Below are 14,634 nucleotides of genomic sequence, written 5' to 3'. Positions count from 1 at the left end.
AAATACTAATTGAGTCGAAAAGCCTCTTGTCAGTTTGAGTGTTTTTGTGAAGCAAAAATGTATCGAAAACTTAGACAAGAGAGGAAATTATGAATTTTAAATTCTAAATTAAAGTACACGCTGCAGAACTTTGAACACTAAACAGTGATCCGAGAACTATAAACTCTCCACCCTAAACTAAATTCTAGAACCCCTCAGTCCTACGAACAGCTCCCCTTAAAAGTGGAGCAGCTTGCTTTGAGTTAGATCTTTAAGTTACAGATCAAAAATATTCTTCGAATAAACTTTCTAGATTCCGGGTCAAGCCCGGAATGACATGCGTCTTAGCTTGATAACCCTATTTATAAAAAGAGAAACAGGGAACTGAGAACGCTGAACAGCGAACAATAAACCCTAAACTCCTGACCCTCCACTCTACACCAATTACCTATTTCCAAGTACCCTCTACCAATTCCTACTCAAAAAAGTATTAGTTTTGTGAACTCTAAATTTTTAGATTTTAAGATTCATAATTACTTGATTTAAAACTCAATCCTCAATTTTGTCTTGGTCTATTAATTAATCGAAAATTCTTTTTCGGTTAAAGTTTAGAATTAATTCCGCCCAAAGACTGACAACTTTGGCCTAAATATTACGACAGAATGAACACATTCGATGATTTCAAAATAAAAAAGCAATTAGTTAATGCCCTTAGCGATCTTGGTATCAGCAAGCCTACGCCTATTCAATCCGCGGCTTATGCTCCTATTAAGTCTGGAAGAGATTTCGTGGGGATTGCACAAACAGGTACAGGTAAAACTTTTGCTTACTTACTGCCTATTATTCAGGACTTAAGTTATTCAGAGCAGCCACATCCTAGGGTTTTAATCCTAGTTCCTACCAGGGAATTGGTGATTCAAACGGTTAAAGAAATCGAAAAACTTACGCCTTATATTCATTGTCGTGTTGAGGCTGTTTATGGTGGAACGAACATGAATACGCAGAAAAAGGCGATTGCACAAGGTGTAGATGTGGTTGTTGGTACGCCACAGCGACTTTATGACTTGGCCATGACCAATGTTTTGCGTTTAAATTCAATCAAGAAATTAGTGATTGATGAGGTTGATATTATGCTTGACTTTGGTTTTAGAACACAGTTGAGAAATATCTTTAGTTTTCTTCCTCAAAAACGTCAGAATATTTTATTCTCCGCAACTATGACTACTTATGTAGATGAAATGATTAGAGGTTTCTTGATCAATCCTTTAAAAGAAACTATTTCTATTAGTGGTACTCCATTAGAAAATATTAGTCAATCATCTTATCAAGCGGCCAATTTCTATACGAAAGCTAATTTGTTGAATTACCTATTAAGCGATGAAGAGAAATTCTCTAAGGTTTTAATCTTCGTTTCTTCTAAAATAAAAGCAGACCGACTTTACGAAACTTTGGACTTCCAAGATGATACTTCATTGATTCATGCTCGTAAAACCCAAAGTCATCGTATGCATGCTATTGAGAATTTTGTGGAAGGCAAGAGTCGAATCCTTATTGCAACGGATGTAATTTCTCGTGGTATTGACATCGACAAGATTGATACAGTGATTAGTTTTGATGTGCCAAGATATCCAGAAAACTATATTCACAGAATTGGTAGAACCGGACGTGCAGAGCATAAAGGAAATTCCATTTTGTTGTTTAGCGAAGCTGAAATGGAGTTAAAAACTGATATTGAGAACTTAATGAATTATCAGATTCCTTTAAATGAATTCCCTGCTGAGGTTGAGGTTTCTCGAGAACTTACGCCAGAGGAGGAAGACAAGCCGAAAGAGGAAGTTTCATTTTATAATGATGTAGATTTTATTCCAGGGGCTTCTTTTCATGAGAAAGCAGCTAAGAATAAAAAATCTAATGCTAAGCGAAAAAGCTATGGTGATCAGATGAAAGAGAAATTCAAGAAGCCAATTCGTCGTGGTGATAAGATTCAAAATATGAAAAAGAAGAAGAGAAAGCGATAAGGCTGACTCCTCTTCTACTTCAATTTATTTTTTAAGATGGACTTTATTTTAAAATTTTAGAGGATTATCAGTCATTCTTAAACTTAATTTGGATGCTAAATTGAATAATTGATTGATTTTGCTTGTATTGGCCACTATTTTATCAAAATATTTTATTTATTTTTAAAATTCTTTAATAGGCTAAAGCTAAAAGACTTAGCTGCATAAAAATAGATTTTAATTATAGATTTTTTTAGTTTTAATAAGATTATTCAATAAAACATTAGGTGGAGTGGATTATCCGTTCTATATTTGCATCACATAAAAACACCTACATAGTTTTATAGTATAGTATTTAGTGCAATTAGTATTTCGAGTTTTACTCTCTTTCCAATTAAATTTTTACAATTACTTTTTATTAGTGTTTACTTATCAAAGATGCATGGTGCATTTTAGTTAATGCTTTGTTTTATATAGGCGGTTTTTTGTAAAAATTATTAATCATTTAAATTAAATTAAAATGCAAGAAGGTACAGTAAAATTTTTCGACGAGACAAAAGGATTCGGATTTATTACAGCAGAATCAGGTGAAGAAATTTTCGTTCACAGTTCAGGTTTAAACGTAGAAATCAGAGATAACGATAGAGTTTCTTTTGACACACAAGAAGGTAGAAAAGGTTTAAACGCTATCAACGTAGAAGTTATAGACTAAACCCATTATTCACTATCCCAGCGATAGTGTTATAAAAGTACACAAGGAGATCAGTAATGATCTCCTTTTTTTGTTCCTAGTTTTTTGAAGTAATTATGCCGCTACATCCCAACCCAATCCGTTTCTTCTTATTTTAAAAAGAATTGATTATTAATGGCCTTAAGGCTAAGCACATAAATATTGAATATGTACTCTTCAGCTTTAATAATTATCAAGTTAATTGTTAAAATTTAAAATATTTTACGATTCACAAGCTAAATCTCATATTTAGTATAGATTTTGAGTCTAAATCAATCTATGAATTATGAGGACTTAATAACATTGGGAATTGCCTTTGGTTTAGGGCTATTGGTAGGCTTACAACGGCAGACGACTGATAATGCAATGGCTGGCGTTAGAACTTTTACGTTGGTGGCTATTTTGGGTGTTGTGGCTGGTTTTCTCACCCGCGATTTCGACAATCCTTATATTTTACCTGCCTTTGGTCTGGCTATTACTTCCTTGATGCTAATGGCCAATTATGTGCAATCCAAAAAAGAACCTGATACATCGGTAGGGCAAACCACAGAAGTGGCTTTATTACTCATGTTCGCCATTGGGTCTTATTTGGTCTTAGGCGATCAAGTCATTGCCGTGGTAATTGGGGGAAGTTTGGCTGTCTTACTCTATATTAAAGAAACGCTGCATAATTTCATTGATAGTCTTAAAGACAAAGACCTATCTGCAATAATGACTTTTGTAGGGATTTCTTTGGTAATCTTACCTGTTTTGCCCAATGAAACCTATGGTCCGCTCGATGTCTTGAATCCACATGATATTTGGTTGATGGTCACACTGATTGTTGGAATAAGTATTCTAGGGTATTTTGTCTACAAATGGGTTGGAAAAAAGGCTGGGATGATCTCCAATGGAATTCTCGGAGGTGTTATTAGTAGTACGGCAACCAGTGTGAGTTATGCGCGCTATTCTAAAAGCACCCAATCGATTAGCAAGGTCGCTGCTTTTGTAATTCTTGCAGCTGTAACCGTTTCCATCATTCGGGTTATTGTAGAGATTGGAATTGTTGTTCCACAAAAACTTCCGCAACTTATCCTTCCCTTTGTGGTTCTCTTTATTTTTATGACGATTCTTTCTGTGATATTATTTTATACCATTTCTAAAGATGAAAATAAAGAAGAAATGCCCGAGCCTAAAAACCCAGCGCAATTCAAAAGTGCTTTTGTGTTTGGAATTTTATATGGTTTAATTCTATTAGCTGTAGCCTTTACAGAGAAAGAGTTTGGAAATAGCGGACTTTATATTGTATCGATTATAGGTGGTTTGGCTAAGAAAGATGCCATCACGCTTTCCTTGGCCAATTCCATTAAAGGAGGAATGGCTACTGAATTAGGTTGGCGACTTATCATGACAGGTGTTTTAGCCAATTTTGCTTTTAAGATTGTGATTGTTGCTGTTTTAGGGAATCGAAAACTAACACTTTATCTAGGTGCGGCTATGCTCCTATCTATAATTGTGGGATTATTAATGATTTGGTTGTGGCCAGAGACTTGGCATTTTTAAAACCCAAATCCTTGATTCCAATCATTTCTTTGTAATTTTAGCGATAGTAATGCTAAATTAAACATTAGCATTTTCAATATTTAAAATTTATGAATCAAAATATATCTAAGGGTATTGGTGGAAGTACGCCAGCTATAGAACTCTCTAAATTAAAACCTAATAGCCAAGAGCCTCAACCCATTCAAAAAGAGGAGTTTCAAGAAAGATTAGCAAAAGCTTGTACGGCTTTGAAAGAACAAGGTTTAGATGCTTTATACATCAATGCTGGAACTAATCTGTATTACTTCACAAAAACCCACTGGAGTCCTTCTGAACGCTTGGTAGGCGCACTTCTTTTTGCAGATGGAAGTTTAAAATATATAGTTCCTGAATTTGAAATTGGAACCTTCGAGGATTTTATGGGGATTGAAGGAGATATTATTTCTTGGAAAGAACATGAATCGCCGATAGAAGTCATTGCAACGAATGTTTCTGGAAAAATAAAATTAGCAGTTGATGATTCCACTCGATTTACTTTAGTTTCTAAGTTTCAAGAAAATAAAAGATTTGAGATTTCGAGTGCTGAAAATCTCATTAGAGATATTAGAATGATCAAGAGCAAAGCCGAAATCGAGCATCTACAATATGCTATGGATTTAACTATGCAAGTGCATAAGGCAGCTGCGAAAATCTTAAAACCTGGAATAACGGCGCAAGAAGTTGAGGAATTTATTCATCAGGCCCATCAAAAATTAGGCGTTGAGAAAGGTTCTTATTTCTGTATCGTTCTATTCGGTAAGGATTCTAGTTTTCCTCATGGGGTTAAAACGCCTAAAGCGCTAGAAGAAAATGACATGGTGCTGATTGATACTGGTACGCGGTACAAGTCTTATATTTCTGATATCACACGAACCTATATTTATGGAAAAGCAAGTGACAAAGAAATTGATATTTGGAATAAAGAAAAAGCGGCACAATTAGCTGCCTTTGAAGCGGCACAATTAGGAAAGCCTTGTTCTCACATAGACGAACAAGTGCGTGTGCAATTGAAAACAGATGGATTAGGTCCTGATTATGATTTACCGGGATTGCCCCACAGAACCGGTCATGGAATTGGTATAGAAATTCATGAGCACCCGTTTATTGTAGGTGGAAATAATATTCCTTTACAAGCTGGCATGTGTTTTAGTATTGAACCTATGATTGTAGTTCCAGATGAGTTTGGTGTTAGATTAGAGGATCATATTTATATGACCGAAGATGGTCCGAGGTGGTTTACTGAACCAGCGCACAGCATTGATAATCCTTTCGGATATGTTGTAGATTAAATATAAATCGTCATTAAATCTTATTAAAGACAAATTGGGATGAAAGATTTAATTCTTCATCCCAATTTTTAGTATTGTATTAAGCATTTTAGTTTTTGCAATATTGCTCTAAAGCTTCAAAAACCATAAGATTATCATCTCCAAGTTCAATAGCTTTATTTAAATCCGAGCAAACTTTTTTAGCGCTAGCTACAGGAAGCTTTGTATTTTTAGCTATTTGCACGGTCATTTCTTTGGAGTCAGAAAGCTTTCGACTATTGTTGTTTTCATGTTTTCCGATGAGAGCAAAGGCACGATTAGCATAAGCTTCGGTATACAATGGTTCAATTACTAAGGCTTGATTATAATCTTCTATCGCTTCATCAAAATCTAAATTATTGACTTTAGCCGTAGCTCTTGCAAAATAACCCTCTGCCCAGTTATTATCAATCTTTAAAGCTTCTGAATACTTTTTAATAGCCGCTTTGAATTTAGACTGCGAATACAATTCTTGACCTTCGTTATATAAAGCAAAAGTCTCGTCTATCTTTTGATCTTTCTGATATACTCCATCTTTATAATTAATTTTAGCTTTCTGCTTTCCTGTGGAATAGAAAGAAATAGATTCTCCCTCCAAGTTTCCTTTAGCATTGAAGTTAGACTTTTGTTTAAGCACACCATTGTTGTGGTACATTTCCCAAACTCCAGTTTTCACGCCATTGGTGAAATTTCCTTTCTGCATAAGACTTCCATTTTCATAAAATCTCTTCTCTTCTCCATCTAATACTGCATTTTTATAATGGACTATATCTGAAGTACCTCCATTTTTATAATACATCATTCGTTTGCCATTTACTTTACCTTGCTGTAAATACCCTTCGCCCTGTTTTTGTCCGGTAATGTAGTAATCTATAAATCTACCTGTGTAGGCTTGATCATGATTTCTTAAGTACCATTTACCATCGTTCAGTATCATATTTTTGGAGGAAGGAATTTGCTTAAGACTATCAGCTCTTTGAACATAAGCTTTCGTGAAAACATATAAAATTCCATCTACATTATCATAGCCTTCCTGCTCTATCATTTGCTTGTCTTTAACGACTGCAATGTTATTTATATATTCAGGATGTAATTGACTTATTTGTTCTTGAGGTCTATCTAGAATGTGAATGGAATCCACAATGTATAGAAGATTTTGCTCGACTGTTTGAGCGAAAAGGTTGCTAAATAATAAGCTGAAAATTAAAAGAAAGAATTTATTCATCTTGGTTAAAACTTAAAATTAACCAAAGAAATCCTGATTAATTATTATTGAAGCGATGAAAGTAATAAAATTAAATGAAAAACATGGGTTCTTAAGAATATATTCAGCTGCTGAGTTTATATAAAGCATAAAAGTACTTAGTTACTCCCGAATTTATGAATATCAAAAAAGCCATCTAAATTTACATTCAGATGGCTTAGTTATTTTTTTAAAGCTTTGTATTATTTAGAAATATACAGCTTCGAATTTAGCTAAAGGAGTTCTTTTTCCGATATTCAAACTCAACTTATCGTCGTGGATAGTATAGTTATCTGCTTTTAAGAATACTTGCAAAAATTCAGCTTCATTGAAATCAACATCTTGACAAGCCTTCATCGTCATCGCCATGTTTTCGTCGAAGCTAATTCGCATTCCTTCTTTTAAAGTATACTTACCATTAAACGTATTACATCCTGCAAAACCAGTTATGGTATGATCACTTTTCAAAATAAAGTACTGCTCTTTTTCCTGGTTCTCTGACATGGTAACTTTCTTACCATCTAACTCGGTCAATTTCCAATATTTATTTACGATTTCGTTATCGCTCATTCTTCTCAATTCAGCGATAGGAGCGTTAAGACCAATACTTAAAGATATTTTATCTCCTGTAATATTGAAGTTATTTACTTTATCTAGCATTTCCAATACCTGTGTTTCTAAAGCCATTTGTTTCGGTTCACAAGCCATTCTCGTGCTTCCTAATTGACTAAACGTAATAACTTTATCTAGGGTTACGGTGTATTTACCCGTTACTTGGTTACATCCAGTATTACCACTTAGCATATTATTCTCTCCGAAATCTAAATAGACCGGTTGCGTGTTATTAATCTTTTCACCATTTAAAGATACAATCTCCCATTTACCTTGTACAGCTTTGGTTTCAAATGGATTTTGTACTGCGCAGCTTACCATAAAAAAGGCAAACATAATTCCTATAATTTTATTCATAATTCTAATGATTTTCTTTTGAAGCTAGGTATATTTCAAAGTTAGTGCCACTACGAAGGAATGAAAAGAATAATTTTGATTCAGGTTTTGCAGTTGATTTAAATCTTAGGATGAACTTTCTCCAAATATTGGATTTATTCCTTTCTTAAGAACAAAAAAAACCGAGAAATAAATTTCTCGGTTCATTGAAGTAAAATAATCTTTTCAAAAGATTAAACTGTTATTCCTCAATCGTCGGTTTACCCGGTTTGAAGAAGTTATCTATATCATATCCTAAGCTAATAGACCATCCGTCTCCTCCTTCGGTTGCGATATCGGTTAAACCAATATTATATGCAAAACCAAAGTTCAAGCGACCTAACTCAGCTCCTAACATAGGCGAAATACTCAATCCTTCTGACTGATCTCCGCTCATATCGTGTCTGTAGTTAGCTCCTGCCCAAAAAGCGTTGTTTCCTGAGAAAAATTTAGCTCTAAGATTAGCGTCTAATTGCTTTCTTTCGTCTTTGTTGAATCTGTACATCAATACAGGCTCTAACTCAAAACTCTCAGCAAGTCTTAATTTCTTACCTGCCATACCATAGAAATAAACAGGGCTTGGCTCTAATTCATTAACCATTGGTTCGTTATAAGCCAATGCTAAATCAAGAACTGATACACCAGCCATCCAACCTTTGTATTGAACACTACCACCAAAATTGATGTAAGGAATGAATACATTGGTTTCTCCGTCATATAATGGATCGTTTGGAATCTCTGTTACACCTCCAAATCTAAAGCCTGAAAAGCTTAAAGAAGTACCAAAAGAGAATTGTCCATCCTGACGAACACCAGGCTCTCCAATCGGAATGTGATAAGCTGCCGCTAAATTCAATGAATTCACCTTGGTGTTTCCATTTTGATCGGCTGCGAAATACATACCTAATCCTACTCTATCTATTATATTTCCGTGCACAGATGCTACTGTAGTCTCTGGTCCGTTATCAATATCTTTCCATTGCTGGCGGTGATATACCTTTGCTTTCACATCTTCTGAATCTCCAGCGAAAGATGGGTTAATAAGCATCTTTTCTGAAATGAAGTATGATTCGTAAACAGGGACACTTTGTTGGGCAAATCCAAAACCACAGATTAACATCCCAAAAACTGCAACTATATTGTATTTAAATTGTTTCATTTGTATTTATACTTGTTAATTATGGTTTATCTACCTTTTTCTGTTCTGTTCTTAACCGTTACGTGACCTGAGTATTTTCTACCGTCAGACACTTCTAAGATATACCAATAATCTTGTGTAGAAACTTTGTTTCCAGATAAATCTCTACCATCCCAAAGAACATTGCTATCTACCGTTGCTTCGTGAACAATTGCACCATATCTATCAAAGATTCTGATGTATGAACCTGGGTAAACTTCTAATCCTGGAACTCTCCAAGTATCGTTGATACCATCTCCGTTAGGTGTAAACATAGTTGGCCAAGATAAAATTGAAGCCACTTCTAATTCACTCACACATCCGTCTGCACCTCTCACATAAATGTTATAAGTACCTTGGTGTAAGTTTCCAAATACGTTTGAATCTTGGAAGATAAATCCACCTAATGAATATTCATAAGGTTCAACACCTCCTTCTGCTACAACAGTGAAAGAATTTTGTCCTACTTCAATGTTAGCAATGGTTGGTGCATTTCCTGGAACTACACTAAAGTTATGTCTGAAAGTACATCCATTAGCATCAGTTACATCTACCCAATAAGCTCCTAACTCATCAACTTCAATGCTTTGTGTAGTTTCACCTGTACTCCAATTATAAGTTTCAAAACCTGCTCCTGCATCAACGATTTCTGAATATCCTGAACAAATTGAAACCTCTGCTGGAATATTTAAATCTGGTTGAGCAAAGTAAGCTAAGTTGATCTCTGCAATACTTACACATTCCTCATCAGCTACTTGAGCATAAACAACACTTGGTACGCTCGCTGTATAAGATGTTGCATTTTCAATTGGATTGGTTCCGTTCATAGCATTTGCTTCTGAAGTATAGTAAGTAACTGTACCTACGTCTGAAACGTTAGCTGTAGTTAAGTCAAATGTTCCTTGTCCATTGTCTGCATAACAAACATTTAAAGTAACATCATTCACTGGAATACCATCTGTCAACTCAAAAGTAACCATTGCCACATCAGAACAATCTCCTGCAGATACATTAATGTAAACTGTAGTAGTTCCTGTTAAATCATATGAAGCTGGGTTAGCAATATTGTTTTCGTTACCAGCAACCGCATCAGCTTCGTTTAAATAATAAGTAGCTGTAAATCCAGTAGTATCTGCAATCACATCTGCAAAAGCAACTGTTAAATCTACAGTTTCTGTTCCGTCATTAAACAAATCACAATAAGCATAAGCTTCTGCAACATCATTTACTTGTGGAGCATCTAATACGTTTAATGTTAAAGTAGTTGTAGACTCACATCCACCTTCTGCACTAAGCGCAACATATAAAACAACTGAATCAGTTTCGTAAGCCTCTACATCTGTAATATAGTTATCATTCCAAGCGATAGCGTCTGCTTCGTTTAAGTAGAATCTAATATTTCCTTGGTTGGTACCTAAAATTTCTGAGGTATAATCATTTAAGTTAAATACTTCAACACCATCACCATCCAAATCACATACTGAATCCTCTACTGCGTTTAATACGATGCTCTCTACTACTTCTAAAGTGATAGTAGATGTACCATAACAATCACCAGCATCACCTCTAACATAGATTACAGTACCATCAGCAGCTGAATAATAGGTTGGATCTTCGATAGCGTTTTCAGGATTACCTTCGTCAGCAGCTTCTTGAGAAGTATAGTAGCTTAATTCTAATTCTTGCTCATCATTTGCATTTACGTCAGCCACCGTTAGGTCAAAGATTTCAACACCATCACCATTGTTATCGCAGAAACTAATCGTAGTATCTTGCATTTCAGGCTCAGGAATTAAGTTGAAACTAATAATAACCACTTCAACTTCACCCGTTGTGAAGTTCTCTAAACGAGCAAAAACAGTTAAAGCCTCATCTAAAGTAAATGTTTGAATTGGCTCAACAGTATCTGTATAGTTATATGCACCTTCTGATGTAGAGTGGAAAGTAACACCAATATTGGCATCTCCACCACTAATTTCATCGATATAGTTATCTAAGTTAACGGTCTCTTCTCCATTTCCATCATAATCACAGAAAGAATAAGTTGGCCCTAAGATAGAACAGTCGAATGTAGCTGTCATCTCAGGTCTAGGAATTAAGTTGATATAACCAGCTTGTCTAGAGAAGTTTGTAATCATAATGATATAAACCTCACCTGCGTTTACTACCTGAGGGTTTTCTGTTGGTTCTGGTCCACAACCATCACCACTATAGAAATCAATAACCTCAAATGCAGTAGGATCATAACTACTATCAACAACGTTATCAGCAGTTAATTCGTTACAAGCATGCTCGCTTTCAAATGGTCCCCAAACGGTAAAGTCAACATCTAATCCTTGACCAGTTTGATCCATCCCTGTATACTGAGTTAAATCAAAAATCGCTGTACCTGTAGTAGATACGCGCATGTAATACCAAAGTGGATTGGGTTGAGATGAGTTACATCCATAATTAGTCCCTGGAGCTTCGTTTGCTGTATTTTGCGAACCAATCTCACTTGGGATATTCAACCCGAAGTTGTTATCTGGACACACAGGCAAAGCCGTGGCACAAGTTGTATTGGTATTATTTTGCGCTAAAGCAAATGATGACACAAACAAGCTAAATATGGTTGCATTTACCCAATTTAATTGTAAAAGTCTTTTCATAATTATTCTTTTGTAAACAATTTTCTATAAATTCTCTTTCCACTATCGATGATTTCGATGAAATAATTTCCAGATGGTAAAGTAGAAATATCTATTTTATTAACTTGTTTTCCCCTAGTGATCTCAAATTCTGTTACAATTCTAGCATCATTAGTTGTTTTGTCCTCAGCTGTAAAAATATAAGTTGACAGCTGCATCGTATTTACTGGGTTTGACTCCAGTTCCAAAATGTTTGTAACATGTGTAGATGCAAGAGAGAATCTTGGATTTTCTTTTTCTTGCGCATGTAGCAATCCAATTAAACATATGAGCATAATGGACAGTAAGAATTTTTTCATAAAATGAATTATTAACAAATTAGCTTCAATTTTAGTGATTTTTTCGGATATAGGAAAATATATTAACATAAAGTTGCGCATTTACGCCAAGATTAGTTTCAGTAAAAATTAGGCATTACTATGCACATTTAGCAAGTTAGTAAATTAATAATGTTTTAATAACATGTAAGGCAACTATATATAGTATTTAGTTTAATTTTATTTACTTAAAGGGCTCAGCTAATTTTTATAAAAAATTATCAAAATATTCTTTCGCTATATTTCTTAAGTTTTAATCTACCTAGACAAGAAATTTATCCTTCTAAATTTAAACATAGGTCATATTAAAATAAATCTCCTAGATTTCATTAAATTTGCCATCCTATTCATAAAAAAATAAAAAGTTTAGCATGTCAAAAATTTATTACACCTTAACTGATGAAGCTCCCATGTTGGCGACACATTCCTTTTTACCCTTGGTACAAGGAATTACTTCTACTGCAGGAATTGAACTTATTCCAACTGACATATCCTTATCAGGAAGAATCTTAGCTAATTTTCCAGATAGATTAAAAGACGACCAAAAAGTAGCAGACGCCTTGTCTGAATTAGGTGATTTGGCTAAAACTCCAGAAGCCAACATAATAAAAACTCCTAATATTTCGGCTTCTGTACCTCAATTAGAAGAAGCTATTGAGGAGCTACAAGCTAAAGGTTATGATGTTCCAAACTATCCAGCTGAACCTAAAAATGCTGAAGAGGAGGAAATCAAGAAAAGATATGCTGTTGTTTTGGGTTCTGCCGTAAACCCTGTTTTACGCGAAGGTAACTCAGATAGACGTTCACCAAGACCGGTTAAAAATTACGCCAAAGCTCATCCGCACAGAATGGGTGAATGGAAAAAAGACTCTAAAACCAATGTTGCTCACATGCAACAAGGTGATTTCTACGGAACAGAGAAATCTGTAACGGTAGAAAATGATGGACAATATAAAATTGTTTTTGAAGCGGCTGATGGATCTAATGAAGTATTAAAAGATTATGCTCCTTTATTAGCCGGAGAAATCATTGATACCTCTGTAATGAAAATGAAAGAATTAAAGTCATTCATTGCAGAAGCAATTGCTGAAGCCAAAGAAAAAGACATTTTATTATCGGCGCATTTAAAAGCGACCATGATGAAAATTTCTGACCCAATTATCTTTGGTGCTATTGTAGAGGTATTCTTCAAAGATGTATTCGAAACTTTCAAAGCTGAATTCAAAGAATTAGATATCAACCCTAACAGTGGTCTAGAATCTTTATTAGATAAAATTAAAGGTCACGCTAAGGAAAATGAAATTAAAGCTGCTATTGATAAAGCTTTAGAAAATGGTCCACGTGTGGCGATGGTGAATTCTGATAAAGGAATTACCAACTTCCACGTTCCTTCAGACATTATTATCGATGCTTCTATGGCTGCAACCATTAGAAATGGTGGTAGAATGTGGAACAAAGAAGGTAAAGAAGAAGATACTTTAGCTATTATTCCAGATCGTTCATATGCTGGATTCTATCAAGCTGCTATTGACGATAACAGAGAGAACGGAACATTAGACGTTACAACTATGGGTACGGTACCAAATGTTGGTTTGATGGCTCAAAAAGCTGAAGAATATGGATCTCATGATAAAACTTTCCAAGCTAAAGGCGAAGGAAAAATCAAAGTTGTAGACCAAGACGGAAGCATCTATATGGAGCAGAAAGTTGAGGAAGGAGATATCTTCAGAATGTGTCAAGTTAAAGATGCTCCTATTAAAGATTGGGTAAAATTAGCTGTTAATAGAGCTAGATTATCTGATACGCCAGCGATTTTCTGGTTAGACCAAGGAAGAGCTCACGATAGAGAGATCATTAAAAAAGTAAATACTTATTTAGCTGATCACGACACCGAAGGTTTAGATATTAGCATCATGGATGTAAAAGACGCCATGAGAAAAACATTAGAAAGAGCACGTGCAGGTAAAGATACCATCTCAGTTTCTGGAAATGTTTTAAGAGATTATTTAACGGATTTATTCCCAATTCTTGAGTTAGGTACTTCTGCTAAAATGTTATCTATCGTTCCATTAATGGAAGGCGGTGGATTGTTCGAAACTGGTGCAGGAGGAACAGCTCCAAAGCATATCGAACAATTTATTGAAGAAGGATATTTACGTTGGGATTCATTAGGTGAATTCTTAGCCTTAGGTGCTTCATTAGAGCATCTAGGACAAGCATTTAATAATCCAAAAGCTTTGGTTTTATCTGAAACCTTAGACGATGCCGTAGATAAATTCTTACAAGAAGATAAATCTCCAGCTAGAAAATTAGGTTCTATCGACAACCGTGGATCTCACTTCTATTTAGCTAAATATTGGGCAGAAGCCTTAGCTAAGCAAGATAAAGATCAAGAGTTGAAAGATAAGTTTACTCAAGTTTCTAATGAGTTAGATAAAAATGAAGATAAGATCAACGAAGAATTGATTGGATCTCAAGGTAAAGCTCAAGAAATTGGAGGTTACTACAAACCAGACGAGAAGTTGACTGAAGCGGCTATGCGTCCTTCTAAAACTTTAAACGAAATTATTAATTCGATTTAATCGATATTTTTAAATTGTTATTGTTCATCTCTCCAAGGTCATAGACTTTGGAGAGATTTTTTTTAATA

At 34.9% G+C, this 14,634-nt stretch carries 10 protein-coding genes; 5 read left to right on the top strand and 5 right to left on the bottom strand.

The window, feature by feature from the left end; genetic code table 11:
• Positions 1–641 precede the first annotated feature (641 nt).
• The 4 genes from NLM59_RS07250 (at position 642) to NLM59_RS07235 (ending at position 5,555) form a co-directional block, all read left to right on the top strand.
• Positions 642–1,997: a DEAD/DEAH box helicase gene (locus NLM59_RS07250; RefSeq protein ID WP_304417095.1), complete on the top strand. Its 1,356-nt coding sequence runs from the start codon at positions 642–644 to the stop codon at positions 1,995–1,997.
• Positions 1,998–2,496: 499 nt separating this feature from the next.
• On the top strand, positions 2,497–2,688 hold the full coding sequence (locus tag NLM59_RS07245; protein ID WP_304417094.1) for a cold-shock protein: 192 nt from the start codon (positions 2,497–2,499) through the stop codon (positions 2,686–2,688).
• A 297-nt stretch (positions 2,689–2,985) separates the two neighbouring features.
• The gene (locus NLM59_RS07240) at positions 2,986–4,248 is read left to right on the top strand and encodes an MgtC/SapB family protein (protein ID WP_304417093.1); all 1,263 of its coding nucleotides are present in this window, start codon (positions 2,986–2,988) and stop codon (positions 4,246–4,248) included.
• Between the two features lie 89 nt (positions 4,249–4,337).
• Positions 4,338–5,555, top strand: coding sequence for a M24 family metallopeptidase (locus tag NLM59_RS07235; protein ID WP_304417092.1), 1,218 nt, complete (start codon positions 4,338–4,340; stop codon positions 5,553–5,555).
• Between the two features lie 88 nt (positions 5,556–5,643).
• Here the strand turns inward: NLM59_RS07235 and NLM59_RS07230 are convergent, their stop codons facing one another.
• From NLM59_RS07230 to NLM59_RS07210, 5 genes are all read right to left on the bottom strand, one after another.
• Complete coding sequence (locus tag NLM59_RS07230) at positions 5,644–6,714, bottom strand: tetratricopeptide repeat protein (RefSeq protein WP_304417091.1); 1,071 nt, start codon at positions 6,712–6,714, stop codon at positions 5,644–5,646.
• A gap of 309 nt (positions 6,715–7,023) precedes the next feature.
• Positions 7,024–7,785: an META domain-containing protein gene (locus NLM59_RS07225; RefSeq protein ID WP_304417090.1), complete on the bottom strand. Its 762-nt coding sequence runs from the start codon at positions 7,783–7,785 to the stop codon at positions 7,024–7,026.
• Positions 7,786–8,005: 220 nt separating this feature from the next.
• Entirely contained in the window at positions 8,006–8,962 is a 957-nt protein-coding gene (locus NLM59_RS07220) for a PorP/SprF family type IX secretion system membrane protein (RefSeq protein ID WP_304417089.1), read from the bottom strand.
• A 26-nt stretch (positions 8,963–8,988) separates the two neighbouring features.
• A complete protein-coding gene (locus NLM59_RS07215) occupies positions 8,989–11,628 on the bottom strand; it encodes a T9SS type B sorting domain-containing protein (RefSeq protein ID WP_304417088.1) in 2,640 nt (879 codons plus the stop codon).
• 2 nt (positions 11,629–11,630) lie between these two features.
• Positions 11,631–11,942 (bottom strand): T9SS type A sorting domain-containing protein, encoded by a 312-nt coding sequence (locus tag NLM59_RS07210; RefSeq protein WP_304417087.1) that lies wholly within the window; start codon positions 11,940–11,942, stop codon positions 11,631–11,633.
• Between the two features lie 413 nt (positions 11,943–12,355).
• Between NLM59_RS07210 and NLM59_RS07205 the strand changes: the two genes are divergently transcribed.
• The gene (locus tag NLM59_RS07205; RefSeq protein ID WP_304417086.1) at positions 12,356–14,566 is read left to right on the top strand and encodes an NADP-dependent isocitrate dehydrogenase; all 2,211 of its coding nucleotides are present in this window, start codon (positions 12,356–12,358) and stop codon (positions 14,564–14,566) included.
• Positions 14,567–14,634 lie beyond the last annotated feature (68 nt).

The organism is Profundicola chukchiensis (assembly GCF_029664245.1).
Taxonomy (GTDB): domain Bacteria; phylum Bacteroidota; class Bacteroidia; order Flavobacteriales; family Weeksellaceae; genus Profundicola; species Profundicola chukchiensis.
This window is presented reverse-complemented; position numbering and strand designations above follow the sequence as displayed.

Coding starts and splice junctions, on each gene's coding strand:
- NLM59_RS07250 (WP_304417095.1), top strand. CDS start 642: ATGAACACATTCGATGATTTCAAAATAAAAAAGCAATTAGTTAATGCC.
- NLM59_RS07245 (WP_304417094.1), top strand. CDS start 2,497: ATGCAAGAAGGTACAGTAAAATTTTTCGACGAGACAAAAGGATTCGGA.
- NLM59_RS07240 (WP_304417093.1), top strand. CDS start 2,986: ATGAATTATGAGGACTTAATAACATTGGGAATTGCCTTTGGTTTAGGG.
- NLM59_RS07235 (WP_304417092.1), top strand. CDS start 4,338: ATGAATCAAAATATATCTAAGGGTATTGGTGGAAGTACGCCAGCTATA.
- NLM59_RS07225 (WP_304417090.1), bottom strand. CDS start 7,785: ATGAATAAAATTATAGGAATTATGTTTGCCTTTTTTATGGTAAGCTGC.
- NLM59_RS07220 (WP_304417089.1), bottom strand. CDS start 8,962: ATGAAACAATTTAAATACAATATAGTTGCAGTTTTTGGGATGTTAATC.
- NLM59_RS07215 (WP_304417088.1), bottom strand. CDS start 11,628: ATGAAAAGACTTTTACAATTAAATTGGGTAAATGCAACCATATTTAGC.
- NLM59_RS07210 (WP_304417087.1), bottom strand. CDS start 11,942: ATGCTCATATGTTTAATTGGATTGCTACATGCGCAAGAAAAAGAAAAT.
- NLM59_RS07205 (WP_304417086.1), top strand. CDS start 12,356: ATGTCAAAAATTTATTACACCTTAACTGATGAAGCTCCCATGTTGGCG.